At 58.8% G+C, this 26,694-nt stretch carries 21 protein-coding genes; 8 read left to right on the forward strand and 13 right to left on the reverse strand.

Annotated elements, in window-relative coordinates:
* Positions 1-3: 3 nt before the first annotated feature.
* The 4 genes from OHL20_RS16550 to OHL20_RS16565 form a co-directional block, all read right to left on the reverse strand.
* The gene (locus tag OHL20_RS16550) at positions 4-1,158 is read right to left on the reverse strand and encodes a glycosyltransferase (RefSeq protein WP_263384281.1); all 1,155 of its coding nucleotides are present in this window, start codon (positions 1,156-1,158) and stop codon (positions 4-6) included.
* A 7-nt stretch (positions 1,159-1,165) separates the two neighbouring features.
* Positions 1,166-2,407, reverse strand: a complete 1,242-nt coding sequence (locus OHL20_RS16555) for a glycosyltransferase family 4 protein (RefSeq protein WP_263384282.1) — start codon at positions 2,405-2,407, stop codon at positions 1,166-1,168.
* A 71-nt stretch (positions 2,408-2,478) separates the two neighbouring features.
* Complete coding sequence (locus OHL20_RS16560) at positions 2,479-3,522, reverse strand: polysaccharide biosynthesis/export family protein (protein WP_263384283.1); 1,044 nt, start codon at positions 3,520-3,522, stop codon at positions 2,479-2,481.
* Between the two features lie 3 nt (positions 3,523-3,525).
* The gene (locus OHL20_RS16565) at positions 3,526-5,925 is read right to left on the reverse strand and encodes a GumC family protein (RefSeq protein ID WP_263384284.1); all 2,400 of its coding nucleotides are present in this window, start codon (positions 5,923-5,925) and stop codon (positions 3,526-3,528) included.
* A 179-nt stretch (positions 5,926-6,104) separates the two neighbouring features.
* Between OHL20_RS16565 and OHL20_RS16570 the strand changes: the two genes are divergently transcribed.
* Positions 6,105-7,523: a UDP-glucose dehydrogenase family protein gene (locus OHL20_RS16570; RefSeq protein ID WP_263384285.1), complete on the forward strand. Its 1,419-nt coding sequence runs from the start codon at positions 6,105-6,107 to the stop codon at positions 7,521-7,523.
* 99 nt (positions 7,524-7,622) lie between these two features.
* A complete protein-coding gene (locus OHL20_RS16575) occupies positions 7,623-8,561 on the forward strand; it encodes a UDP-glucuronic acid decarboxylase family protein (RefSeq protein ID WP_263384286.1) in 939 nt (312 codons plus the stop codon).
* Between the two features lie 57 nt (positions 8,562-8,618).
* Here the strand turns inward: OHL20_RS16575 and OHL20_RS16580 are convergent, their stop codons facing one another.
* The 3 genes from OHL20_RS16580 to aceE form a co-directional block, all read right to left on the reverse strand.
* Positions 8,619-10,508, reverse strand: a complete 1,890-nt coding sequence (locus OHL20_RS16580) for a capsule assembly Wzi family protein (protein ID WP_263384287.1) — start codon at positions 10,506-10,508, stop codon at positions 8,619-8,621.
* 148 nt (positions 10,509-10,656) lie between these two features.
* Positions 10,657-11,529, reverse strand: a complete 873-nt coding sequence (locus tag OHL20_RS16585; protein WP_263384288.1) for a thiamine pyrophosphate-dependent enzyme — start codon at positions 11,527-11,529, stop codon at positions 10,657-10,659.
* A 78-nt stretch (positions 11,530-11,607) separates the two neighbouring features.
* Positions 11,608-14,274 (reverse strand): pyruvate dehydrogenase (acetyl-transferring), homodimeric type, encoded by a 2,667-nt coding sequence (aceE, locus tag OHL20_RS16590; protein WP_263384289.1) that lies wholly within the window; start codon positions 14,272-14,274, stop codon positions 11,608-11,610.
* A 110-nt stretch (positions 14,275-14,384) separates the two neighbouring features.
* Between aceE and OHL20_RS16595 the strand changes: the two genes are divergently transcribed.
* Positions 14,385-14,570: a hypothetical protein gene (locus OHL20_RS16595; protein WP_263384290.1), complete on the forward strand. Its 186-nt coding sequence runs from the start codon at positions 14,385-14,387 to the stop codon at positions 14,568-14,570.
* On the opposite strand, the gene argJ is transcribed toward OHL20_RS16595, so the two are convergent.
* On the reverse strand, positions 14,567-15,802 hold the full coding sequence (gene argJ / locus OHL20_RS16600; protein ID WP_263384291.1) for a bifunctional glutamate N-acetyltransferase/amino-acid acetyltransferase ArgJ: 1,236 nt from the start codon (positions 15,800-15,802) through the stop codon (positions 14,567-14,569). The two genes, OHL20_RS16595 and argJ, sit on opposite strands and share 4 nt — an antisense overlap.
* Positions 15,803-15,833: 31 nt before the next feature.
* Between argJ and OHL20_RS16605 the strand changes: the two genes are divergently transcribed.
* Entirely contained in the window at positions 15,834-16,535 is a 702-nt protein-coding gene (locus OHL20_RS16605; protein ID WP_263384292.1) for an L-ribulose-5-phosphate 4-epimerase, read from the forward strand.
* A 490-nt stretch (positions 16,536-17,025) separates the two neighbouring features.
* Here OHL20_RS16605 and OHL20_RS16610 read toward each other — a convergent pair whose 3' ends face one another.
* Complete coding sequence (locus tag OHL20_RS16610) at positions 17,026-18,111, reverse strand: oxidoreductase (protein ID WP_263384293.1); 1,086 nt, start codon at positions 18,109-18,111, stop codon at positions 17,026-17,028.
* Positions 18,112-18,318: 207 nt separating this feature from the next.
* A complete protein-coding gene (gene xylB, locus OHL20_RS16615; protein WP_263384294.1) occupies positions 18,319-19,782 on the reverse strand; it encodes a xylulokinase in 1,464 nt (487 codons plus the stop codon).
* Between the two features lie 316 nt (positions 19,783-20,098).
* Here xylB and OHL20_RS16620 point away from each other — a divergent pair, with 316 nt between their 5' ends.
* The 4 genes from OHL20_RS16620 (at position 20,099) to OHL20_RS16635 (ending at position 24,758) form a co-directional block, all read left to right on the forward strand.
* The gene (locus OHL20_RS16620; RefSeq protein WP_263384295.1) at positions 20,099-21,607 is read left to right on the forward strand and encodes a TolC family protein; all 1,509 of its coding nucleotides are present in this window, start codon (positions 20,099-20,101) and stop codon (positions 21,605-21,607) included.
* Positions 21,608-21,609: 2 nt separating this feature from the next.
* A complete protein-coding gene (locus OHL20_RS16625) occupies positions 21,610-22,941 on the forward strand; it encodes an HlyD family secretion protein (protein ID WP_263384296.1) in 1,332 nt (443 codons plus the stop codon).
* A gap of 85 nt (positions 22,942-23,026) precedes the next feature.
* On the forward strand, positions 23,027-23,620 hold the full coding sequence (locus OHL20_RS16630; RefSeq protein WP_263384297.1) for a Dps family protein: 594 nt from the start codon (positions 23,027-23,029) through the stop codon (positions 23,618-23,620).
* Between the two features lie 136 nt (positions 23,621-23,756).
* Positions 23,757-24,758, forward strand: coding sequence for a VTT domain-containing protein (locus OHL20_RS16635; RefSeq protein WP_263384298.1), 1,002 nt, complete (start codon positions 23,757-23,759; stop codon positions 24,756-24,758).
* 5 nt (positions 24,759-24,763) lie between these two features.
* Here the strand turns inward: OHL20_RS16635 and OHL20_RS16640 are convergent, their stop codons facing one another.
* From OHL20_RS16640 to OHL20_RS16650, 3 genes are all read right to left on the reverse strand, one after another.
* Positions 24,764-25,486, reverse strand: a complete 723-nt coding sequence (locus tag OHL20_RS16640) for an energy transducer TonB (protein WP_263384299.1) — start codon at positions 25,484-25,486, stop codon at positions 24,764-24,766.
* 99 nt (positions 25,487-25,585) lie between these two features.
* Complete coding sequence (tmk, locus tag OHL20_RS16645) at positions 25,586-26,266, reverse strand: dTMP kinase (RefSeq protein ID WP_263384300.1); 681 nt, start codon at positions 26,264-26,266, stop codon at positions 25,586-25,588.
* A 52-nt stretch (positions 26,267-26,318) separates the two neighbouring features.
* A complete protein-coding gene (locus OHL20_RS16650) occupies positions 26,319-26,669 on the reverse strand; it encodes a hypothetical protein (protein ID WP_263384301.1) in 351 nt (116 codons plus the stop codon).
* Positions 26,670-26,694: the final 25 nt, after the last annotated feature.

Raw genomic sequence — 26,694 nt, forward strand, 5'->3', positions numbered from 1 at the left:
GCCTCAGGTTGGTGTCTCGAAGATACGCACGATCGATTTGGCGTTGGCGCGCATGTCGTATCGTCGCTCAAAGGTGAGGCGGGCTTGCTGAGCCATTGTCTCGCGTTCTGCGGCGCTGAGAGCGATCCATCGTTCAAGAAGCCGAAGTGTGCCTTCGGCGGTGTCGGTCTCCATGAGACCAGCGCCATCCAAGGCGATGTCGGGAGCGATGTTGACCTTATCTGAGAGCAGGACGGGACGACTGCAGGCGAGAGCTTCTGCTACAGCAATACCGAAGTTCTCCTGGTGGGAGGGAAGAATGAACGCTTCCGAGGCGAAGAAGGCTCCCCACTTCACCTCCCCCTCCAGCATTCCTGTCCAATGGACGCGATGGGTGAGGCCAGCGGCGGCAACAGTTTCCATAAGCGCGGCCTGCCAGTGCTGCTGGTCGGGCCCGGCCATGACGAGATCGAGATCAGCATCCTTGGCCGCGATCTTGATGAAGGCATCGATCAGGAGGTCGCAGCCCTTTTTGTGGTGAATGCGCCCCAAAAAGAGCAGGAAGCGGCGATCCTGAAGTTGAGGAAAGAGGTTCAGAAACGCCTGTCTCTGGACGTTATGCTCTGCTGCATCGCCGAGTGGAGCCGTAGCTCCGAAGGCGACTACGTGAGGGTTCCAGCGATGGAGCCAGAAGCTCTGCCTGGCTAGTTCTGCCTCGACATCGCACGTAAAGAGAACTTTGTCCGCACGCCGGAGAACCCAGTATTGGGCTGGAAGCCAGTAGAGCCATTTCTTCAAGTGTTTGAGTGGAAAGGCGTGCTTGAAATAGGGATCGAGCATGCCGTGAGGAAAGACTACGTAGGGCGTGTGGCCCGCCAGGGCCTGCCAGGCAGCGATACCGCAGTAAACCCAGAGACCATGGACGAACACGCCATCGAACCGATCACGATTGGCAAGCAGCCATGGCCGCAGCTTTGGGCCGTAGGCAAAGGTTGAGGTGACAGGACCGAAGGCGTGGGTGGGCACCGGCAGGTCTGCAAGAAAGGGGGCCGCAGGGTCGTCCATTGAGGCGACTTCGTGCTCGTAGTCGGAAGGACCGTACTCAAGAAGAGCACGAATGGAGTCGGAGACACCACCAGCCTTTGGGTCGATCGTTCCGACGATGTGCAGGATTCTCATCGAGGACTCAGGATTGGATCTTTCCGGTGACCGCGGCAAGTGCTTGACGCAGGCCCTGGACGTCCTCCTCGAAGCTCCAGGTCTTGATACGTTCGAGAGCACGCTGGCCCATGGCTGCTGCGGTCTCTGGTGACGCGAGGACGCGCTGTAGAGCAGCGGTAAGGGCAGGGATGTCGCGAACCGGGAAGATTGCACCCTCTTTACCATCGACTATGAGGTCAGGTTGGCAGCCTACGTCGTCCGAGATAATGACGGCGCGTCCGGCGTTCATTACCTCGTTGACGATGAGTCCCCACGGCTCGTGACGCGAGGGAAGAACGAAGACGCTGGAGATGTCGAAGAAGCGTGGTAGCTCGGATTGATTGCGAAAGCCGCAGAAGCGGATGCTGCCGAAGCCTGTTGCTGCTGCCTGAGCCTCGAGTTCGGCGCGGGCCTCCCCATCGCCGACGATCAGAAGATACGGTAGCGGCTCGGCTCCGGCTGCGGGCGCGAGCTTCGTATAAGCTTCGATCAAGTCATCACAGTGCTTGCGGTACTGAAGTTTTGAAGCAAAGAGGATGACGGGCCTTGCGGGATCGAGGTCGAGTTCGGCAAGGAGCTCTGCGCGTCCTGACTGAGCGGAGAGACTTCGCTGCTGGAAGTAGCTGTTATCGACGGCGTAGGGCATGAGGAACTGTCGGAAGTCTTCCCCGAGATAGTGCTGCCAGTACTCGGCATTGAGAGAGCCGATCGGGAGTGTAGCGTCGACGAGCCGGGCCAGAAGATCAAAGAAAAGCTTTTTGGCGACGAGCTTTGCGCCGGATCGCGAGCGGTCACGCAGCCAGGACTCTGCCCGTAACAGCACCGGGATGCCAAGGGTGTTTGCCGCAAGAATGCCGTGCATTGCATTGACGGTCGCGTAGCCGTGGACCCACAGAGCGTCAAAGGGCTGCTGACCATCCCCTCGACGCAGACGACTGAAGATGCCGTGGTTCATGGGGCTGGTGACGCTGACGCCAGAGGTATCTCGCAGGCTCGGCAAGAATTCGTGATGATAGCCGTCGAGCAGGGGAACGTCCCACTTGATGCCTACGCCGAAGCCCTCATCCTTATAGTCACGTACAGAGAAATCCGATCCGAAGAGCACGGTGAGGTCGATGTCCGGTTCCTGTGCGATACGCCGCAGCAGAGGGACCTGGTACTGGATCGGATGACTGACAAGGTAAGCAAGCCGGACTTTGGCCGTACTGCCCTGAGCATTAAGAGGCAAGAACCCCATCCGTATCTGCGCCCCTGCGGGTGCATGGTGCGTGTTGGTCACGATCTTTTAAATGCAAGACGCTACCTGGTCTGAAAGGCAACCAGTAGTAAGGAGGCGACGTTGCTGGCTGCACCGAAGCCACCATTGGTAAGAGCGGCCTTGAGCTGGTTGGTCGGCAAAAAGATGATGTCATCCGCCTGCAGGACAGGGTCGGAGGCCTTGCCGCGCATCACCTTCATCAGGTCAAGCTTGATGACCTTGCGTTCAAAGCCAACAGTCCGAACGACGCGCAGATCCTTATATTGCCCCTCGAAGCCGGGACCTCCAGCGAGGGAAGCAGCCTGCATCAGGGTAAGTGGGGAGTTCTGCTCGAGCGGTATCGCACCCTGGATCTTGAAGGCTCCGAGCACGTAGACTACGCCGACACGCGGAACGACGACTGTATCGAGAGGGAAGAGGGGGACATCTGCGCGGGCGCTGCGGGACGGATCCGTGCCGAGGTCGACAACGATGGGCTGGTCCAAGCCGGGACGATTGATGATAACGGTATGGCTGCCCGTGATCGGGTATTGACCGGCTGCAGATAGAACACTGAGCAGGCTGCGCCGACCAACGACAGGGACAAGGCCATGCATCTCTCCCGAAACCGTAACGACCTGATTTGGAGAGTCGACTATCTGCAGTGTCACCTGAGGATCGCGGTACATGCCGGCATTCTTCAACCGGATAGCAATAACCTGCGAAGCCTGGTATAGCGTAAGGCCGAGGACAGGGACTGGGCCAATCAGGGGCACCTGTAACGCTCCATCGAGGCCTACGCGCTCAGGGGATGCGAACTCACTTTGACCAAACAAATGTACGACGAGTGAATCCCCGACGCCAAGCTGGATGGCGCGGTCGGCCGGGTAGAGAATCGCAGGATCAGTTGTAGGCGTAATCGGGGCATTGACCGGCGTTCCGGCGCCAAGTGATGGGCCGCTGAACTGCGCCTGGAGCTGCGAGACCGAAAAGCAAAGTGCGAGGGTAAACATGGCACCGCGTGTAGCTCGGCGCGTCACAAAAGTGGCGATGGTGTGCACCGTCGAGCTGAAGCTGCCGTTCGTAGTCAAGTTCTGCAATCTCATCGATCAGCTCCTCTTCCGCTTTGTGGTTTCACTGGAGGCACCTTGGGCCTCCCAGCTGTCGGAGTCGATGCTGGAATACGAATATCCGGAGTAACCGTAGTAGCCGTAGTACTCCGGTGCGTTCAGATCAACCGCGTTGAGGACGATACCGGTGATGGGTGCGCCAGCCCGAAGCAGCAGATCGCGGGCGCGTCGAACAACGTGCTTGCTGGACTTGCCATGACGGATAACGAGTGCGACAGCATCTGCCTTACGGGCAAGGAGAACGCCATCTGTCACTGAAAGGATTGGCGGCGAATCGATCACCACGTGTGTGTACAGCTTCCCGCATTGCTCGAGGAGGTCGTCCATAGCCTTCGACGTCAACATCTCGGTCGGGAAAGGGGGTACGGGCCCGCTGGGCAAGATGTGAAGGTTGGGTACTTCAGGAACGCGCTGCACAGTGTCCTCAAGCGAAGTAGCACCAGTAAGCAGCGTTGTCACACCGACTTTGCCGTTTAAACCAAAGCGGTGATGAACATTAGGGCGGCGAAGATCGGCATCGATCAGAAGAACGCTGGTGTCACGTTGGGCAAGAACACAAGCGAGATTTGAGGCGGTTGTGGTCTTTCCTTCTGAGGGCGTTGCGCTTGTAAACAGAATGTACTTCGGTGGATGGCCTGTAGTCGAGAGCAGAAGCGAGGTCCGAAGAGATCGAATGGCTTCGGCAAACTGAGACTTTGGCTGCGTAAGGACGTTAATATTTCTCTGGGCGGTGCTGAGCGTGCCAACAGTCTCCGCATTCGATTTCCGAGAGCGCGGAATGATGGCAAGCGAGGGAAGCCCAGTGATGGCTTCAATCTCTGCGATACTGCGTAGTCCGGTATCGAGGCTTTCCAGAAGGAAGCTGATCGCGACACCGATCATAAAGCTGAAAATCAGGGCTATGATGACGATCGTCGACTTCGAGTTCATTGTCGGATTCGATGGCGGGAGGGCCTGATCGACGACATCAATTTCGAGAGATTCGAGGCCGGCCTGAACGCCTGCGGTGCGGAGACGCTGTCTCAAACCGTCATAGAGGATGCGGTTCGATTCATATTCGCGCTGGCGCAGGGTGTATTCCACAAGATCATCGCGCAGCTTGTAGGCGTTGTTCTTCTCGGTCTCAAGAGTGGTCGCGGTTTCACTTTCGGTGCTACGCGCGATCAGGTAGGCCTCTCTGGAAGCTTGGACCATGCGCTTTTGCTCGAGGGTAACCTGCTTGGTCAACTCTGCGATTTGTGCCTTTTGCGCGAGGGCAGTCGGGTTGTTTGGACCTAAGGTCGCCTGTGACTGCGCGTAGCTGGCCTGAAGATTTGCAAGCTGCGACTGCAATTGCTGAACCTGGTTGGAGTTTGAGCCAGCAGAGGTGTCCTGACCCTGACCCATTCCGCCCGATGAAGATGTTCCCGAGTTTGGTGTGCCTGTGGACTGTGTGCCGCCAGACTGCGTGCCGCTGGATGCCGTACCGGTTGAGGAGCCATACGAACCGGGTGCGGTTGTGCCTATGCTCGACGATCCACTATATGGGTCGACTGCATTCGCGCCCATGCCGCTCAACGTGCGATACCGGGATTCCGCGAGAATGCGGGCAATACGCGCCTGACCCGAGGCTCGGGCCAGGTCGTCCACGCCTGTGGTGATCTGGCTGTGAGTAGGATCGAGGCCAATGATGCCGAGTCGCTTTTGAACATCGATCATCTGTTCTTCGGATGTCTCGACCTGCTGCTTAAGGTCGTCAAGCTGACCGGAGAGCCACTGCGATACGCGCTGCGTCGACTGAAAGCGGGTCTCGTAGCTGCGCTGTATATAGTCCGAGATCAGCTTATTGACGATGTCTGCCGAAAGCTTGGCGTTCAAGCTGCTGTAACTAATCTCGATGATGTCTGTTTTGATAATCAGGTTGATCTTGAGATTCGATTGCAAGGTGCCAACCACTGCCTGGCGGATACCGGGGCTGTCGACGGAATAGTGGGTTGGCGCTCCTCCTTTGGAGCCAAAGAAGTTGGGGTCATTTGCGAGATTCAACTCGCGGGCAACGGTCAGGAGGAGGGAGTCACTTTTGAGGATGTTTACTTCTGTCTGAAGACGAGTCTGCGAGTCGCCTCCGAAGCTTGAGACAGCACTAACTCGATACTCGTTCGATGAGCCCGTACGGACCTGAATGCGGCCCCTGGCTTCATAGAGTTTCGGTTGTGACGTGGCTTTGTACAAACCATAAAAGAGGCCAAGGATCACCGTCGCGACGAGCACCCAGCGCCGCTTGCGAAGTGTAATCAAAACTTCGGAAAGGCTGGTTTCGGACGATGTTGCACTGAACTCCGGCGCTCTCGCACCGGGGGCACCCACGGAGGGTGGGATTGATGTTCCTTGGGAAGCCATTGCCCCTATACTACGCGACGGGGACTACTGGGGGAAACGAAATACTAGCTTTAGTAACCATCGTCATTCCCGCTCCTGCGCATCCTATTGAGATGTGACTCGAATAGAATCAAGAAAGCAAGCCGGAAAATAGTTAGTCCGATCGATAAATCACCCTAAGGGAATCCTACCTAAACGCTATGAGTCAGAATATTTCGATTGCAGTTGTAGGATCCGGGTACGTCGGTCTTGTCGCCGCCGTTTGCTTCGCAGAGATGGGTCACCAGGTAATCTGCGTCGACAACGATGAGCGCAAGGTCGCTGCTCTGCGAGGTGGTGACACGCTCATCCACGAGAACTACCTGCCCGAGTTGCTGGAGCGTTACCGAAACACGCGGGTGCGCTTTACGACTGACCTTGCAGAGGCGACGCGGGAATGTGAGGCGATTTTTATAGCGGTGGGAACGCCGCAGAGCGAAACGGGCGATGCGGACCTCTCCTATGTAGAGGCGGTTGCGTGCGAGATTGCACGCTCGCTTACCAGTTACAAGGTAATCGTTGAGAAGAGCACGGTACCGGTTTATACCAATGAGTGGATTCGCCGGGCCATCGAACGTAATGGCGTAGCGCGGGAGCTGTTTGACGTCGTCTCGAACCCGGAGTTCCTGCGAGAGGGAACGGCAGTTGCAGATTTTCTGCATCCGGACCGGATCGTGGTCGGTGCTGATAGTGAACGGGCAGCCGCAGTGTTGAACGGAATCTATGCTCCGTTGACGACTGGAAGTTACTACAAGCAAGAGGGCCACATTGCCGGAGTCTGCAGTGTCGACGCTCCGCCTCCGCTTCTGAATACGTCCACTAAAAGCGCCGAGATTATCAAGCATGCGTCGAACGCATTCCTTGCGGTCAAGATTTCGTTTATTAATGCTGTCTCGAATCTGTGCGAGGCAACTGACGCCAATGTGGAGCAGGTAGCGCGTGGCATCGGACTCGATAGTCGAATCGGACCCAAGTTCTTGCGACCCGGGATCGGTTATGGCGGTTCCTGCTTTCCTAAGGATGTGGCAGCGTTCCGCTCGGTCGCCGAGCAAATGGGGATTGACTTTAGCCTTCTGAATGAAGTCGAGAAGATTAATGCGAGTCAGAAGAAGCGATTCTTAAACAAGGTGCGGTCTGCACTTTGGACGCTGCGCGGCAAACGCCTTGCGGTGCTCGGACTTGCCTTCAAGGGAGAGACGGACGACATTCGCGAGTCGCCAGCGATTGATCTGGTCGAGATGCTAATCGGCGAAGGCTGCTCGATAGCAGCGTTCGATCCAGCCGCTATGAAGCGTACCGAGCAGGAACTTCCTGCAGGTCCGCAGCTACGCTATGCAACGGACGTTTTCGATGCTGCCAATGATGCCGATGCGCTTCTGATCCTGACGGACTGGGTTGAGTTTGGACAGATTGACCTCGATCGCCTCAACACAACACTTCGCTACCCAATCGTTATTGATGGCCGTAATCTCTACGATCCTGCTGTAATGATTCAACATGGCTTTACTTACCTGAGCGTTGGTCGCCCTGCTGCCTACCACATCAAGCATGGTCGAGGTCCGGCAGGAAGCCAAGGGTGAGGCGCTAGTCTCGCAAGTTGTTGGATCGATCATCCAGAGTCGTTCTGCTTGCGTAGATATAAGTAAGTACAAACTTTGCGAGACAACTAGAGGAAAACAATGACTCAGAGAATTCTTGTTACTGGTGCTGCGGGCTTCCTGGGCTCCCACCTTTCTGATCTACTGCTTGCCGAAGGTCATTCCGTCATCGGTGTCGATAACCTGTGTACCGGCAATCCAGCGAATCTCGCGCATTTAGCGGGGGAGTCGCGCTTCAGCTTTGAGGAGAAGGATATTTGCCAGCCCTTCGACGTTGGAGCGGTAGACTACGTCTTTAACTTTGCTTCACCTGCAAGCCCGGTAGATTATGACCGGCTGGGACCGGAGACACTACTCGTCGGTTCGACGGGCACCGTGAATACGCTTGAGATTGCCAAGAAGTACAGCGCTGGCTATCTGCACGCGTCGACGTCCGAATGCTATGGCGATCCCGAGGTGCATCCGCAGGTTGAGACGTACTGGGGGAATGTGAACCCGATCGGTCCCCGGTCCGTATACGATGAGGCGAAGCGCTTTTCTGAAGCGACCGTGACTGCCTACAACCGCTACTACAAGGTAAACACGCACCTCGTGCGGATCTTCAACACGTATGGTCCGCGGCTCCAGGCAAATGACGGGCGCGTTATCTCGAACTTCATGATCCAGGCGCTTCAGGGTCAGCCGCTCACAATCTATGGCGACGGCTCGCAGACGCGCAGTTTCTGCTATGTATCCGACTTGATCGATGGGATCGTCAAGCTATCGCGCTCGGGAGAGCACCTGCCGGTCAATGTCGGCAATCCTGTCGAGTGGACGATTCTGGAGTGCGCGAAAGAGGTCCTTGCAGTGACGGGATCGAAGAGCGAGATCGTGCGCAAGCCGCTACCGCAGGATGACCCGGCACGGCGGCGTCCCGACATCACGCGCGCACGAACGCTCCTTGGGTGGGAGCCAAAGATCAAACTTCGACAGGGACTAGAGAAGTCATTGGCTTACTTTCAGGCGTGCGTCAACGGTTAATTGAGAGGTAGTTGGCGATCAGGACGGATGGCTTGCCAAGCCTCTCCGTCCTGATTTCTATTGCTTGCCAGGTGTCGTGTGAAGCTTGGGGTACCAGGTGAACTGAACGGCAGCGGTGGTGTTGCTCTGAAGACCTGGTAGATAGACGGGGGCCTTCCATCGCTCAACCTGTACCCAGCCATTGACTTCGAGATCTTTGCCGATGCGCTTAACAACGCTTGCGGTGAATTGATTCTGTGTTGTTCCGCCAGCTATAAAGTCGTACGGTGTTTTCTTGTTCAGATAAGAGAACTGGACCCACTCATTGCCTGATAGGTGATAGGTCACCCATGCCTGTCCGCCCTTCGCCTCGCGGCCGATCCAGTCGCCGAGCAGAAGACCCTTGTTGGTGTAGGCCTGCCGCTGAACTGTCTCCGTGTATTGAGCTCCGCCCTGCGTGCAGGCAAGCGTTGAGCAATCGGTTGAAACTGCTTCGGCCCTGAGGTCGAGCTTCTTGATAACGGGAAAATGCGAGATGTAGAGGCCAGTGCGATAGCCGGCGCGACGTGGAGCGGAGATGGGCAGCACGTCATCGTGCGTCTCCGAGTCGGCGTAGAAGGTTGCATAGTTTCTGAGTAAGGGAAGCCTGTACGAGAAGTTGAAGGAACTGAAGCGCGCGCCGGGATCATCGCGGGAGAACTTCTCAGCCTCGGTCGTATCGTTCACATCGAAAAAGCCCTTGATGAAGGTGTGGAAGTTTACCGGCTCATGTCCAGCACCGCCGAAGACGATGGTTCGCTGAAAGCCAAACTGGAAGTTTGCAGTGGGGGCAAACTCTAAAGTTTCCGAGTGAGCCCATGGGTGGTTTGGGTAAGTGTGACCCTTCAGACTGCCCATGAAGAAGTCGTACCGGATGGGCCCCAGTACGCGGGAGACGAGGGGAATGTGCAACGGCTCAACCCGGTTGATGCGGAAGGCGTAGATGTTTTCAGCGTTGTTCGACCATGACATGCCGCCGCCCATTCCGGGGCCGATCCAGGCGTCGGTCTTGCCGCCGGAGAACTCGTGCCCGGCCAGGTGGAAAGAGAGCGTCGCTTCAACGATGCGGAAAGGATTCTGTGCAGCGATCGGACCGGAGGGAACCGTATCCTGGTTTAGATTGAAGCCCGAGTAAGGTACCTCATCTCTTGAGGAAACATAGGCTGAGAGTGTCGGCGAATAGCCAGCTGCGGAGGGTGCGTGCTGGTACTCAGCCCTAACATGCAGCGAGAATCGGCTCCACTCGTTGAGGCTTGAAAAACCTGTGACGTTATTGAAGCCCTTTTGATAGGGCCGCCCATAGTCGTTGATGATGGTCTGACCGAGGTGATAGCTATCGCGAAGGGGTGTTCCACCGATCCCCATCATGCGGGTGTATACCGATTGCGCTCCGTAGACTGCGCCGCGGGGTATATTGCCGGTTGGTAGTTCGTCGGTCAACTCGCGAAGGAGCACGGCGAGAATCTCCTGTGCCTCCTGATTGTCGCCGCCGAGAATCGAATCCTGCGACTGCCGCAGCATATGAACGACGCTGAGACGCGTCCAGGGTCGCATCGCGAGAAAAGCTGTGTCAATGTAGCCCATGCCGTAGAGACGCATCATCTCTGGATAGATCCAACTATCGACGGGGATGTAGGAAGAGCCAAAGTGACCGTCCATGTCCTCAACGTTATGGGGACCGTAGGGGCCATAGGGCTCGTAGGCGGTATAGATCTCGGACTGCGTATACTTCGGCTGACCGGCGGCCTTGGGCTCGCGGACGATCACCGGCGGGGGCGCCGGTTGAGCCACCGGTGCAGCGGGTGGCGTCGGAATAAGATTGGGATCGTATGGCGGCCGAGAGGGGGTTACATCAGGCGACTGTGTCGTCGGGATGGGCGCTGAAGGAGCAGGGGCAGTCTGGGCCATGGCTGACGAGAGAGCAAACATCGTCAAACCGGCTATAGTCGCTAAAATTCCTGGACGCACTTGCACCTCAGACCCTGTCCTGATTAGTACCTCTAGTGTAAACCGCGTTCTTCCGCACCAGACACGGTTTCTGCACATTGGTGCTGAGAGTGGTATCGCAGTCCCTGGCTTACAGCGCCTTAAGAACAACCTGAAAGCCTGAACGGACGCTGTCAAGCCAGCCCTGATTGCAGATCTGCCGGTCCAGAAGCGTACGCCCCATGGCCGCTGCCGGATCAGAGACCAGGCTCTTCTTTTTGCCTTCGAGCAGTAGGTGAGTGCATTCCATCAGGGCGGGGCCGCCACCGGAACGAGCGCGCCCGATCGACTCCTGCACAACGCGGTAGAGGGCGACCGCGTCACTTGCATCGACCGGAATGCCCGCTACACCGAGCGATGTAGACCGAGCACTAGGGCTCAGTGCCTTGCGAACGACCTTGCTCGTCACCTTTGACGTTGGCTGGGGAAGAACGACGAAGAGCATCGGCAATTCCTGCTGGGCAGCGAAGTGCAGGGTGTGTTTCAAAGTCGATGGCTTTACCTCGCCAGCCTCTACAAAGACCACGAGTATGCGGGAGGGGCTGAGGCGCTTCAAGGTCAGCGCAGCGCCAAGCGCTACATGCAATCGTTCGGCTGTATCGCCGATGGGCGGCAGAAGACTTGCAGGGAAAGAACTTTTCGACGTTGCAGATTTTTTCTGAACGATGTTTTCGATGATGGTGCCGGGTTCCGCACCCAGAAGGAACGCTGCGGTTAGGCTCTCCGGAAGGTCGCTGACCAGATCGCCCGGCTCGAGGTCAATCAGGGCAGCATTTCTGCAGGCCTCCTGGCCGTATGAGCTTCCAAGCTTCGCCTTTTTGTATCGCTTGCGAAGAAGCTCTTCGAGCATTCGGGATTCGATGATGCCCTGGTACATGCGCTGCATCTTCCTGTTCGGGACGAGCGGGCTTTCCTGCGGAGTCGTATCTCCCGCTGCGCGCTTGCTGCCTACCATCTCACCCATGATGCCTCGGACTATCTTTGTTGCGAACTAAGAGAAGACGAGGCCGCCACGATTGCGGTGGCCTCGCGGATGAGGTGCTTAGGCGCGAGCCGGATCGATGGCTTCGGTGTCAAGACCGAGGTCGACGAAAGCCTTCTGGGCTGCCTTCGGCTTGAACTTACCCTCGCGAGCGAGCTTCGAGAGGGTCGCGCCTACGATCGATGCAGCGTTGACTTCGAAGTGACGGCGGAGGTGTTCGCGGTTGTCTGAACGCCCAAAGCCGTCCGTTCCGAGGGTCACCAGGCGACCGGGTAGCCAGGGTGCCAGCGTGTCCGGAATCGACTTCATGTAATCGCTCGCAGCGATGATTGGGCCTGTCGTGCCGCTGAGCATGGCCTGAAGATAGCTCTGACGCTCTTTTTCGGCGGGGTGCAGGCGGTTCCATCGCTCGACCGCAAGCGCTTCACGGCGCACCTCGGTATAGCTTGGAACACTCCAGACATCGGTCTGCACGCCATACTTCTCGGAGAGGATGGTTTGCGCTTCAAGCACTTCGTTGAGAATTGGACCGCTGCCAAAGAGCTGCGCCACAGCTTCTCCACCGGTCGAGGAGCGAAGTTTGTAGAGGCCCTTGAGGATGCCTTCTGTGACACCCTCCGGCATCGGCGGCATGGCATAGTCTTCGTTGTACATGGTGATGTAGTAGAAGACGTCCTCGCCATCCTGATACATGCGACGGATACCATCCTGAACGACTACAGCCAGTTCGTAGACGAAGGCCGGATCGTAGCTGACGCAGGTTGGGACTGTACTTGAGAGGACGTGGCTGTGGCCATCCTGATGTTGGAGCCCTTCGCCAAGCATCGTCGTACGGCCAGCGGTTCCGCCCATCAGGAAGCCCTTGCCGCGTGAGTCGGCGAAGGCCCAGACCATGTCGCCGATACGCTGGAAGCCGAACATCGAGTAGTACATATAGAAGGGAATCGTCGGGACGTTGTAGTTTGAGTACGCTGTGCCGGCGGCGGTGAAGCTGGCCATCGAGCCTGCTTCGGTGATGCCCTCTTCGAGAATCTGTCCATCCTTCTTCTCGGAGTAGCGCAGCAGCATGTCGGCGTCGTGCGGCGTGTACTTCTGGCCTTCGGGTGCGTAGATACCGACGGCCTTCATGACAGACTCGAAGCCAAAGGTGCGGCCCTCGTCGGGGACGATGGGCACGATCAGCTTGCCGATCACCGGATTCTTTAGCAGGGCGTTCAGCATGTTAACAAAGCCCATGGTGGTCGAGACGGCGCGACCCTTTGAGCCGCCCAGCCAGTCGGTAAAGAAGTCCAGCCCGGGTGCCCTGAAGTCGCGCTTCGGAACGGTGCGGGAGGGTAGGTACCCGCCAAGCTCCTTACGGCGCTCCTGCATGTAGACGATCTCGGGAGCGCTCTGCTCAGGACGGTAGAAAGCTCCGTCCTTGGCGGCCTGCTCGGGAATCGGAATGTCGAAGCGCTTCACGAAGGCAGCGAGGCCATCGTCTGCAAGCTTCTTTTCGGAGTGGGTCGCGTTGCGGGCCTGCGCGGAGCCGAGGCCGTAACCCTTGACGGTCTTGGCGAGGATAACGGTCGGACCACCCTTATGCTCGATCGCACGCTTATAGGCGTTGTAGATCTTGGCGGGGTCGTGGCCGCCGCGATGGAGAGTGATGAGCTGGTCATCGGTGTAGTCCTTCACCAGTTCAAGCAACTCGGGATATTTGCCGAAGAAGTGCTCGCGAAGGTACGCGCCGTCCTTTGCCTTGAAGGTCTGGTAGTCGCCATCGACGCACTCCTCCATCCGGCGAAGAAGCAGGCCGGTGTGGTCGCGCTCGAAGAGGGCATCCCAATCGGAGCCCCAGATGACCTTGATGACGTTCCAGCCAGCGCCGAGGAAGACGCCTTCGAGTTCATCGATGATGCGCTTGTTGCCGCGAACGGGACCATCGAGGCGCTGCAGGTTGCAGTTGACGACGAAGATCAGGTTGTCGAGCTTCTCGCGGGCACCGAGTGAGATGGCGCCGAGGGTGTCGACCTCGTCCGTTTCGCCGTCGCCTACGAAGGCCCAGATCTTACGGTCGGTCTTCTCGATGAGGTTGCGGTTTTCAAGGTACCGCATGAAGCGGGCCTGGTAGATAGCATTCAGCGGACCGATTCCCATGGAGACGGTAGGGAAGTTCCAGAAGTCGGACATCAGCCAGGGATGCGGGTAGGAACTTAGGCCTGGCTCGCCGCGGAGCTCGTGGCGGAAGTTGCCGAGACGTGATTCGTCGAAACGACCTTCGAGGAAGGCGCGGGCATAGACACCGGGTGAGGCGTGGCCTTGAAAATAGATGAAGTCGCCAGGCTGTTCACCGTACTTGGCGTGAAAGAAGTGGTTAAAGCCGACTTCAAGCAACGTGGCGAGCGAGGAGTAGGTGGAGATGTGACCGCCAATGCCGGCGTCCTTCTTGTTCTGGCGGTGAACCATCGCCATAGCGTTCCAGCGGATCAGCGCTTCGACGCGGCGTTCCAGGTTGCGGTCGCCGGGGTAGGGAACTTCGTCATGCTTCGCGATGGTGTTGCGATAGGGCGTAGTCACCTCGCCTGGGGTCGGAACGCCTGCCTCGCGAGCACGCTGGCGGAGGGCGTTCAGGAGTTCGGTGCCGTTCTCCCAATCTGCGGCGACAACATCGTCGAACGCCTCAATCCACTCGGACATCTCTGCGGAAAAATCGATCTTGGCGGAAAGTTCAGTCTTCGTCGTCATAAGCAGTCGTTATACCCCTGTAACCAACACTCTAAAGATAATCGTCTGAACGGGAAACGTCACGTTGCCTTGGTGACGGAGCTGTGAGGCTTCGGCAGAAGGTCGCGGTCATGGGCGTAAATGGCTGCACACGCCAGGGTGAGGATAGCCAGAACGATCAGAATCCTCCGCAGTGCGCCGCCATCCCACCAGATGAAGAAGAGCGATCCGACGCCGTAGATGGCGGAGAGTGCGATCAGGGTGAGGATGGCGACGATGATGGAGGCGTAGATAAGGTCTCCCCGAGCAGATATTAGGAGGAGTAGTCCGCATTGATGCGGACGTACTCAGCGGTCAGGTCGCAGGTGAGGAAGGTGGACTCTTCCGTTCCCAGGCCAAGGTCAAGGTGGATGGTGTACTCGCGTTGGAGCATGACCTCATGGGTCGCTGCCTCGTCGAAGTAGGGCGAGCGCATGCCGGCGGCGAAGACGGGCAGGCCGCCGATCGCGATTGTGACGAGGGCAGGATCGAACTCTACGCCGGAGTAACCGGCTGCGGCCATGAGGCGGCCCCAGTTCGGGTCCGCGCTCGACCAGGCCGTCTTGCAGAGCGGCGAGTGGGCGATGGCCTTGGCGACGGTCTTCGCTTCGGCTGCTGTGCGGGCCCCGGTGATGTGGAGCTTGACGACATGGCTGACGCCTTCGCCGTCGTCGACGATCTGGTGAGCGAGCGAGTCGCAGACCAGTTGGAGCGCGGAGACGAAGGCTTCACCAACCTGGGCGTCGAGAGCAATACCGCTTGCTCCGCTGGCGAGGAGGAGCACGGTGTCGTTGGTCGAGGTGTCGCCGTCGATGGAGATGCTGTTGAAGCTCTTTTCGGCGGCTGGTGCGAGGAGCGCCTGAAGCTGAGCGGCGTCGGCGATGACGTCGGTGAAGAGGTAGACGAGCATGGTCGCGTGTGGCGGCCCTAGCTGCGGGTGGATCATGCCTGCGCCCTTGGCGGTGCCGAAGAGGCGGACTTCTGTGCCGCCGACGTCGATGACGGCGCGGGCCACCTTCATCTTCGTGTCGGTCGTCATGATGGCGCGGGCGAAGAACTCGGCGTGCGCTGAGGTGGTGCCGAGGGCTGCGGTTGCTTCAGGTAACGCGGCGATGACCTTGCCGGATGGAAACGGGACGCCGATGATACCCGTCGAGGAAGGGAAGACTTCGTCGAAGATGCAGCCAAGCTGCTCGGCTGCGGCGACGCAGGTTGCGGTGCAGGCTGCGATGCCGACATCGCCTGTGGCGCAGTTGGCGTTACCGGCGTTGACGAGGACGGCGGAGACTCGGCCGCCTGTGGCTTGAAGGTGGCGTCTACCGACGATGACCGGGGCTGCTACGACCTGATTCTTTGTGAACATCGCCGCGCCGACGGCACCTTTGGGGGCGAAGGCTACGGCTAGATCCAGATTCCCACTGGCCTTGATTCCGGCCTTGACGGCACCCCAGACAAATCCTGCCGGCAACGCTTGCGCCGGCAACGGATGCTCCTTCGATTCCAGTTCCATAGTGCTACTTTACTCGATGTATCCTGCTTTTATGCTCCTCGAAGAACTCCGCACCTCCGTCCTTGAAGCGAATCTTGAACTGGTGAAGCGTGGCCTTGTGCTTTACACCTTTGGCAACGCGTCGGGCGTCGATCGCGAGCAGGGGCTGGTGGTCATCAAGCCCTCTGGCGTCGATTATGACGACCTACGACCGGAGCATATGGTGGTGACCGATCTCCACGGGAAGATTGTGGATGGCAGCTTCCGGCCCTCGTCCGATCTGGATACCCATACGCTGCTGTATCGCGAGTTCCTGACGATCGGTGCGGTGGTGCATACGCACTCGGAGTACGCGACGAGCTTTGCGCAGGCGGGGATGGCGATCCCTCCACTGGGGACGACCCATGCCGACTACTTCTATGGGCCGGTGCCGTGTACGCCAGATCTGACGGATGAGGCGATCGGCGGCCGCTACGTACACGAGACGGGGCTGGCGATTGTGGACCACTTCAAGCGCAACTGCATCGATCCATTGGCTGTGCCGGCGGTGCTGGTGGCTGGTCATGCACCGTTCTGCTGGGGCAAGACGCCGGATGACGCGGCTCACAATGCGGTGGTGCTCGAAGCTGTGGCGAAGATGGCCTATAAGACGCTCACGCTGGTGCCGGGACATCTTGGCGTTTCACAGGCGCTTCTGGATCGGCACTACTTCCGCAAGCATGGAGCGGCGGCTACTTATGGTCAGGGCGGCTAAGTTTTTCAGTTTGGGGTGGACTCTAAGGTGTTTGTTTTGAAACAGTTGCGGCACCAAGTCAACGTAAAGTATTCAAGATGCAAGGGTTGCAGGCAAAGTATTCATTCTAAGCAGGTTAGCTCTCGTGGCTGTTTGTGATTTATTTGTCCCTATAAGTTAAGTGTATCAAGTGGGGTGGAACTAGTAGGCCACTTTTCTTGGCGGGCAGCCCGGGGTGAAGCCGATTTGTTGGCGGAGATATTCGCGGGGCTGAAGCCCTGCGCTCCCACCGAAGTGCGGCTAAGCGATGGTTGCGCGAAAGGTGCGTTTTTAGTTAGGGATTTTAAAGCGACGTGTCGTGGTCTCGATACGTTTGCTGATCCTCTTTGCGGGGGATAAGAAAAGGGTAAACGCAGGTTCCCTTCAGAAATGACAGCTAAAAAGGTAAGCGCAAGGGCAGATGCAGGTCCTTCGGCTTTGCTCAGGATGACAAGTTTGCGGCTCGTACTTGCTAGAAGTTGGCAGGGATGGTGCGGCCCTGGGCTGAACTCTCGCGGGCTAGTTCGAGGAGTTTGATGACGCGGTAGCCCTCTTCGGTGGGGACGGCGAGGGGGGCGGTGCCGTTGATGGCGTCGCGTACGCTGGCGTAGAAGTTGCGGTAGTCGCCGGGCTCGGTTTCGATGGTGGTGCGGGTCAGAGTGGCGGGCTGGGCCGGGTCGGGCGCGATGGTAAGGGTGCCCCAGTGGGCTTTGTCTTCGGAGAGCCAGTCGCCCATGCCGATGGGTGGGACTTGGGCGCCAGAGAGGAGGGTGGGTTCCTGGGGGTCGAGGCCGAACTTTTTGTAGCTGCCGCGGGTGCCGTGTAGGAGGAAGCGGGGCGAGGCGTCCGCAGCGATCATGCTGGAGCGGCACATGGCAAGGAGGCGGGGATAGTGCAGGGTGATGTCGAAGGCGTCCTCGATGTCGGTATTATCGCGGTCTTTACGGACGCTGGCGGTGATGGCTTCGGGGGTGCCGAAGAGGGCCAAGACCTGGTCGACGAGGTGCGGGGCGAGGTCCATCAGGAGGCCGTTGGCAGGGTTTGAGGACTCCTTCCACGTGCCTTCGCGGGGTAGGGGGCGGAAGCGGTCGAAGTGGGACTCGAAGGTGACGAGACGGCCTACAGCCTGCTCGGCGAGGAGCTTGCGGACGGTGAGGAAGTCGCCGTCCCAGCGGCGGTTGTGGAAGGGAGCGAGGATGACATTCTTCCGGGCGGCGAGGGTGATGAGTTCGCGGGCTTCGTCGCTGGTGGAGGCGAAGGGCTTGTCGATGACGACGTGCTTGCCTGCTTCGAGAGCCTGTTTCGCGAGGGCGAAGTGGGTCTCATTGGGGGTGCCTACGACGACCAGCTGGACGGTGTTGTCGGCGAGGGCTTCTTCGACGGAGCGAAGGATGCGGGCTTCTGGATAAGCTTTGCTGGCCTTGTCGCCCTTGCGCTGAACAATGCCGTTGAGGCGCAGGCCGGGGACGGCGCTGACGAAGGGTGCGTGGAAGACGCGGCCTGCGAGGCCGAAGCCGATGACAACAGTTTCGATGGGCGTGGACATGAGTTTGGCCATGTTAGCACTTGGAAAGTGTGAGCGACTGACGGTGAAGGCTTAACACGGATCAGTGCAGATGAATGGATTTAAGGATAGTGCTTTGGGATCGGAATGGTGATGCTGGTGTAGAGCTTAAGACGGTGGCGTGGATTTTACTATCCCACCCTTTCGCGAAATTGCTGCGAAAGGATGGGGCGCCTGATGGTTTGTGGTTGTGAAGAGTGATTATGAGCGGCCTATTGATTTCAGGGCGGGGTAGATCTTCTGATATTCGGTGTAGGCGGCGGTCATGAGTTCGGCACTTGCTGGCGGGGTGGTTTCGGCTACGCGGACGGTGGCGGCGCAGGCTGCTTCTACAGTAGGCCATGCGCCGATGCCGGTTCCTGCGAGGAGGGCGGCTCCGAAAGCTCCGCCCTCTTCGGCTTCGAGGCGGCCTACGGATTGGCCGTAGACGTCGGCCTGGATCTGCCGCCAGAGCTTGCCGCGTGCGCCGCCACCGCCGAGGCGGATCTCGTTGACGGGGATCTGGAGGTCGGCGAAGAGGGTGAGGGTGTCGCGGAGGCTGAAGGCTACGCCTTCGAGGATGGCCCGGACGAAGTGTCCACGGGTGTGGGAGGCGGTAATGCCTACGAAGGCGGCGCGGGCCTTGGCGTCGAGGTGGGGGGTGCGTTCGCCGAAGAGGTAGGGCGTCCAGAAGAGTCCGGCTGATCCTGCTGGAACGTTTTCGGCCAAATTAAGGAGGTCGTCGTAGGTGTCGGTCGGGGTGAAGGTGTCGCGGAAGTAGCGGAGGCTGAGACCGGCTCCGTTGGTGACGCCCATGACGTGCCAGAGGCCCGGTGCGGCGTGGCAGAAGGTATGGAGGCGGCCGAGGCGATCCATCGTTGGTTTATCTGTAGAGGCGAAGACTACGCCGGAGGTCCCAATGGTGGCGGAGACGGTGCCGGGCTTGAGGATGCCCATGCCGACAGCTCCTGCGCCTTGGTCGCCTGAGCCTGCGGCTACGGGGATGCCGACGGGAATGCCGGTGGCGGCCGATCCTGCTGCGTTGATGTGGGCGCAGATTTCGGGGCCTTCGAAGAGTCGGGGTAGCCACGCCATGGGAATGCCTGCTGCCTCGGCCACCTCTTCGGACCAGCGGCGGTGGGCTACGTCGAGGAGCAGGGTGCCTGAGGCCTCCTGCATGTCGATGGCATATTCGCCGGTCATGCGGAAGCGGACGTAGTCCTTGGGGCAGAGGACGTGTCGGATTTTGGCGAAGGTTTCTGGTTCGTGCTGGCGGACCCAGAGGAGCTTGGTGAGGGTGAAGTTGGGGAGCGCGGGGTTGGCGGTGAGTTCGATGAGGCGGTCGAAGCCGATCTTCTCGGTGAGCCAGTCGCACTGGGGCTGGGTGCGCTGATCGCACCAGATGAGGGCGGGACGAAGGACGGCGCCGGAGTCGTCGAGCATGACGCAGCCGTGCATCTGGCCGGTGAGGCCGACGGCTTCGATGGGGACGTTGGCCTGGGTGAGTGCGCCGCGGATGGCACCTTGTGCGGCGCGCCACCAGTCGTCCGGGTCCTGCTCGGCCCAGCCGATCTCAGGGGAACTGATGGGGGCATGATCTATGGCATGGGAGGCGAGGACGGTGCCATCTCGGTTGATTACGATGGCGCGCGTTCCGCCGGTGCCTACGTCGATGCCTAAAAACATACGGTGTCCTACTCCTCTATAGCTGCTGGACCTGTTGGGACCTGCTGGAGAAGTGTATCCAGAAAGGCGCATGTTGGGACAGGGTTGAAACGTATTAGTAACGGGAATCAGGGCTTTGGCTACGTTTGAAGATGGCGGATCAGGAGCGTGGCGATGCAGTGTAGCGATGTTGAGGCATTTTTTTGAAGAATCAATCGGAGGACGTGCATCAGATTGAGTACCGGACGTTTGACGCGCAAGCCCGCAGGATGGATTGCAGGTCTGCGGAGGTCAGGGTGTTCGTGCATACAACCGAGGTACAGGTACCATTATCGTTATGACGCAAAGAAAAGAAGCGTGGAGTTCTCGCCTGGCGTGTGTCTCGCTGGGGCTTATCTTCTTCGCGGCGGGTCGGGCTTACGGGCAGGGCGGCAGCTCGTCTTCGACGGCGCCGCCTACCGCCTCCGGGATCAATGCGCAGATTCCTGCGGCGCAGGGTCAGTTGGCCAATGCCTCGGGGCAGAATGGCTCCCAGGTTACGTCGGATTCCTTCAAGGGTAGCTTGATCGAAGGCAAGGCCACGGATGGTGTGTTGGACCTTTCGCTCGATGAGGCGATCCAGCGCGGTCTTCGGACAAACCTGGGCTTAATCCTGCAGACGGCTTCGCAGAAGAATGCGAACGGCGCGCGACTGGAGCAGCTTCAGGCTCTGTTGCCGACGGTCAACGCGGCTGCCAGCTATAGCGTTGAGCAGATCAACCTTGCGGCTGAGGGCATCAAGTTTCCAGGACTTAACCCGATCATCGGACCCTTTCAGGTGATCGATTTTCGGGCTTACCTGACGCAGAACCTGGTGAACGTTCCAGCGCTACAGAGCTATATTTCGGCGAAGCATAGCTTTGAGGCGGCGAAGCTGACGGCGCAGGATGCCAAGGACATGGTGGTGCTGACGGTCGGCAATGCCTATCTGTTGTGCATCGCGGATCAGGCTCGCATCACGGCGGTCCAGGCGGAGTTGGCTACGTCGAAGGTATCGCTTGACCAGGCGGTGGCGGCGCATGATGCCGGCACAAGCCCCAAGCTGGATGCCCTGCGGGCCCAGGTGGACTACCAGAACGAGCAGCAGACGTTGATTTCAACGACGAACGATCTGGCTAAGGCGATGCTGGCGCTGGCACGGACGATCGGTCTGCCGCTGGATCAGAAGTACCGGCTGGTTGACTCGGAGCCATATCAGTCTCTCGACACCATCGATCCGGAGGCCGCGTTTGACCAGGCGCTGAAGGGTCGGAAGGATCTTGCGGCGGCGGCGGAGCAGTTGAAGGCGGCGAAGGCGCAGAAGACAGCGGCCTGGACGCAGCAGCTTCCTACGGCTGTGGCCAGCGGCGATTTTGGCGACCAGGGTACGACGGTCGGCCATTCGCACAGCACGTACACGGCTACGGGTACGGTCAGTGTGCCGATCCTGCAGATTGCGAAGACGCGTGGGGACGAGCAGGTTGCCGCTGCGGCTTTCGATACGGCGCGATCGCGGTACTCGGACCAGATTCAGCAGGTGAATGCGGATATTCGGGACAGCATTCTGGACATCAAGTCGGCGGCAAAGCTGGTTGAGGTGACGCAATCGAACGTCGACCTTGCCAATGAGGCGCTCAGCGAGGCGCAGCAGCGCTTCAGGGCTGGCGTTTCGGATAACCTGCCAGTCTCGCAGGCTCAGTCGCAGACCGAGCAGGCCAACGATCAATACATCAGCGCACTCTATCAGCACAACGTGGCGAAGCTATCGCTGGCGCGTGCATTGGGAATCGCGCAGACAAATTACAAAGATTATCTGGGAGGAAAGTAACCGTGGCAGATCAACCGGAACAGAATCAGGACGGGCAGCAGACAGCGGAGATCAGCGGGACTGTCCAGATTAAGCAGAAAGACGGCGGCCAGGGCGGCGAGAAGAAGGCTGACGACGGCAAGAAGCAGGATGACAACAACAATGAGGCAGAGCCGCCTGCGAAGAAGTCGCGACGCCGGTTCATCATCATTGCGGTGGTCGTACTGCTGGTGCTGATTGCGGGGCTGTTCTACTGGCACTCCACGTTCTCAGAGGACACGGACGATGCGCAGGTCGATGGCGACCTGTACCAGATCAGCTCGCGTATTGCCGGGCAGGTGATCAAGGTCTACGTTGAGGACAACCAGCGGGTCGAGGTCGGGGCACCGATTGCGGATATCGATCCTCGGGACTACCAGGTTGCGCTGGAGCAGGCACAGGCAAGGTTGGCGAGCGCACAGGCTGCGTATATCCAGGCTGATGTTTCGGTGCCGATTACCAGCATCAACACGCGGACGTCGACCAGTACCACCGGTAGTGATGTATTGAGTGCGCAGGCGGCGATCGCGCAGTCTCAGAAGCAGGAGCAGGCAGCTGCGGCTCGAGTTGACCAGGCTAAGGCGAACGCGATCAAGTCGCGGCTGGATGTGGAGCGGTATACGCCTCTGGTTCAAAAGGACGTGATCTCGAAGCAGCAGTTCGACGCAGCGGTTGCGGCAGATGCTGGCAACACTGCGGCTGTGCTGGATTCGGAAGCAATGGTGCTGGCTCAGCAGGCGGCGGTATCGCAGGCTGTAGAGAAGCTGGCGCAGGCCCGCTCAACGGCTGCCCAGTCCCAGAAGAACGGACCGCAGCAGGTTCGTGCACAACAGGCGCAGGCAAATTCTCAACTGGCCCAGGTAAAACAGGCACAGGCGCAGGTGGATCAGGCATTGCTGAACCTGAGCTATGCGCACATTACGGCACCGAGTTCTGGCGTCATCAGCAAGAAGAACGTTGTGGTGGGCGCGAATCTGAGTGTCGGGCAGGATCTGCTGACGATCGTTCCTCTGACGAACCTCTGGGTGACGGCGAACTTCAAGGAGACGCAGCTCGACAAGATGAATGTGGGGCAGAATGTGACCCTGAAGGTCGATGCGCTTGGCGGTCGCAAGTTCTCTGGTAAGGTGACGCAGGTCGGCGGCGCTACGGGTTCGCGGCTGTCGCTCTTTCCACCCGAGAACGCTACGGGTAATTATGTGAAGGTGGTACAGCGTATTCCGGTGCGCATCGACTTTACAAACCTGCAGCAGGAAAACGGCGACTACAAGCTTCGTCCGGGCTTCTCGGTCACGCCTGAGGTAGCTGTTAAGTAATCGACAGTTGCGGTGTCCCCTGAGGGTAACCACCTCCTCAGGGGAAGCATCGTATTGACTGGTATAAACGTTCAGCGAGGTATTTATGGCAATTTCGATCAAGAAGTCTGAAGTGAAGGATTTGACTACGCCGCATTGGCATGCGAAGGCACGAGAGATTCAAAAGTACGGCGAGGTCACGAAGGACCTGCCGCATCCTCTCGATGAGAAGGTTCGTGCGGAGATGGTTGGCAAGCTGAACCAGCTGCTCGCAGATTCCATCGCCATCCGCGATATGTACAAGAAGCACCATTGGCAGGTAGGTGGACCGACGTTCTACCAGCTCCACCTTCTCTTCGACAAGCACTTTGAGGAGCAGGTCGACATGGTGGATACGATTGCCGAGCGCATCCAGTTGCTCGGTGGCGTGACGATTGCGATGGGCGGCGATGTGGCTGAAGTCACGCAGGTTCCGCGTCCTCCCCGCGGTAAGGAAGAGGTTCCGGTACAGATTTCGCGTCTTCTCGAAGCGCACAAGATCATCATCAAGGGGTGCCTCGATCTTTCTGAGGCGGCTGACAAGGCAGGCGATCAGGGTACGAATGATCTGGCGGTCTCGGACATTCTTCGCCCGAATGAGTTGCAGTCCTGGTTTATTGGACAGCACCTGATCGAGATGCCGCTCGTAATTCCTGAGTAGGCAGTTCGTTAGTCGACAGGTATAAGTGCCCGGCCTACAACAGGTCGGGCTCTTCTGCGTTAAGGCAAGCGAATCGCAGCGGCTCGTACTATCATCTATTCACTATCAGTCGACATGCAGCCGACAGAAGAACCCTATGCCGATAGCACTCGCATTCTTCGTGCAATATGCCTACGTCATCCTCTTTCTCTGGGTGCTGGTGGAGCAGCTTGGGATCCCGATCCCGAGCATCCCTGTGCTGTTGACGGCAGGAACGTTGAGTGCGACGCATAAGGTACATGCCTCCTATGCGTTGCTGGTTGTGCTGGCGGCCTGCATGCTCGCGGACAGTGTCTGGTACATGCTTGGACGTCGCTACGGCGGAAGCATCCTTCGGCTGCTTTGCCGCCTTTCGCTGGAGGCTTCGACGTGTGTGGCGAAGACAGAAGGCTACTTTACGCGGCGCGGTCCGGTGACGCTGCTGTTTGCAAAGTTCGTGCCCGGACTTTCAACCGTATCGGCTCCGATTGCGGGACAGACCGGAATGCCGTATGGGCGATTTTTTCTTTACGACCTTGCCGGTTCCATTATCTGGGCGGAGGCGTACCTGCTTGCGGGCCGATTCTTTGGGGACCTTGCACAGAAGAGCGCGCCGTTCTTCCACATGCTCAGCCACTTCGCGTTCGCACTCTTTGTGATCATGGTGCTTGGGTTTATGGGGTACCGCGTCTTCAAGCAACGTAGGTTCCTGATCCAGGTACGGGCGATGGTGCTGCAACCGACCGAACTGAAGGAGATGATGGACACGGCGGAAGCTGCGGGTAATATTGCTCCTTTTATCATCGATCTACGGCATCCTCTCGACTACCTGCCTGACCCGAGGGTGCTCCCCGGAGCAATTCGGATTGGACCGAACGAGATCGCAAAACGTCAGGGCGAGATTCCCCGCGATCGCGATGTCATTTTGTACTGCACATGTCCAAATGAGGAGACGAGCGCGAAGGTTGCGCTGCAGTTGCAGAAGCTTGGCGTGCATCGCGTTCGGCCGTTACACGAGGGCTTCGATGGTTGGAAGTACCTGGGTTACCCGCTCGAAGATTATGTTGAGCCTGCGCCGCTTGTGTCTACGGTCACGTCGAAGCTTGTCTCGGCAATCTAGGTGCGTCAGCCGCCTAGCTGGAAGTTGACGGTAATGGTGGTCTGGACCTCGATCGGTGTGCCATTGAGCAGGAACGGCTGATAATGCGCCGATCGAATGGCATCGATGGCAGCAGACTGCAACATCGGTAAACCGCTGGTGACGTGCAGACTTTCTATACTGCCGGTCTTCGAGATCACTGCTTCGACAACGACTACTCCCTGAACACCTGCCGCTTTGGCAATCGCCGGATAGACTGGCCGAATCGGCGTTTGCAGAAGCCCGGCTACGACGCCGCCTGAGACGCGCATCGGCTTCGGCTTGCCCTGAGGGATTGCGGCAACCACGAGAGGCGATGCGACTGCGCTACTTGTCAGAGCCCCACCGATCGGGCTCGATCCTTCCATTGTGCTGAAGCTGGTCGCCGAAAGATCAGGCGAAGGCGACTCGTCAATCCGGCCCGGGGTGCGTCTGGGTGCTTCAAAGATCCTGGTGAGTGTAGGTACCGTGGATGCGAGGGCGGTAGAGGCCCGCTGGACGATGGTGCGGGGAACTGGCGGCACGGTGGCGAGCGGGAGCAGGACTGCTGATTGTGGGGTGCGGTCCGGGAGTTGCTCGGTATGGAGCAGAGGAAGGATGATAAGCAGCGAAGCGATGAGGCTTTGGGCTGTTATCGAAGCTACAGCTGTCCATCCGTTGCGTGTGTTGTTGACGTGCTGCGTCGATTCGAAAAGACTGTCCTCAAACATAAGGCACCCTCCGGGTGAAGCGGATCTGGTGCGCATCTGCGAGGAATGCGTCCTTAGGTGAATAGACACCGTGAGCGCGGCAAATGGTTCGAGGGGTGGCTAGGAGGTGACAGTGAGTGGTGCGAGCTTCTGCTGGACGATGTCGAGGATGATGCGCTGAATGTCTTCAACGCCCTGATCCTGGGTGATCGGAACGACGCGGCCTGTATCCCGCTGGGCGATCTCGCAGTAGGCGGTGTAGATGCGCCGATAGAACTCATCGGACTCGCGTTCGAAGCGGTTTTCATCGGTGCCGTGCGTTTGAGCGCTTCGTTGATTGCGGCGACGAGCGCGGGCGAGGGAGGCCTCAAGCGGCGGCAGGAGAAGAAGTGTGAGATCGGGCTGGAGGCCTCCGCAGACGGCGTCGTGCATGGCAAGGACGCGTTGGCTGCCAAGCTGACGGCCACCGCCCTGGTAGGCCTCGGACGAGTCGGTGAAGCGGTCGCAGAGGACGATGGCACCGGCAGCGAGCGCCGGCACGATCACTTCGGCGATAGCCTGGGCGCGATCGGCGAACATCAGCGTCAACTCGGCGATGGGGTCAATGGGGCCGAGAGATGCCTCGGAGCGGGAATCGAGCAGGACGTTGCGGATGCGGTCGCCGAGGGCGGTTCCACCGGGCTGGCGCAGCGTGACGACCTGGTGGCCTTCGGCGGTGAGCGATGTAGCGAGGCGACGGAGTTGCGTGGTCTTGCCTGAGCCGTCAAGGCCTTCGAAGGTGATAAAGAAACCACGCGGCATAGGTGAAGTTTATCGCAAGCAGGGAAGCCGCACCCAACAACCGGCAGACAGCCTAGTGTTTGGACGGCGGCAGTTGCCAGTGCACTCCATCGGGAGAGAAGGTGATGAGGAGTGGACCTTCGTCGCCTTCGCGCAGGCCGGGTCCGGTAAGGTGTTTTTCCTGTTGGCCGCTCTCGGTATAGACGACCTTCATGGGTCCGTCGCCGAGCACTTTGAAGCGATAGTGAAAGTCTTTGCCGGGGGCGAGATTCTCGGTGCCGAAGCTGGCAGTGGGATAGTCCACTTCGATGAGCGGGATAGGCAGGGCGGTGTGATTGCTGACCGTCGCGTCGATGAAGGCGGAGTGGCAACCAGCGAGCGCGAGCAGCGCGATCGCAGATGCGAAGAGGCATTGAAGGCGCATGAAGCTTTAGGGTATCAGGATGGTG

It is taken from the genome of Granulicella arctica (assembly GCF_025685605.1).
Taxonomy (GTDB): domain Bacteria; phylum Acidobacteriota; class Terriglobia; order Terriglobales; family Acidobacteriaceae; genus Edaphobacter; species Edaphobacter arcticus.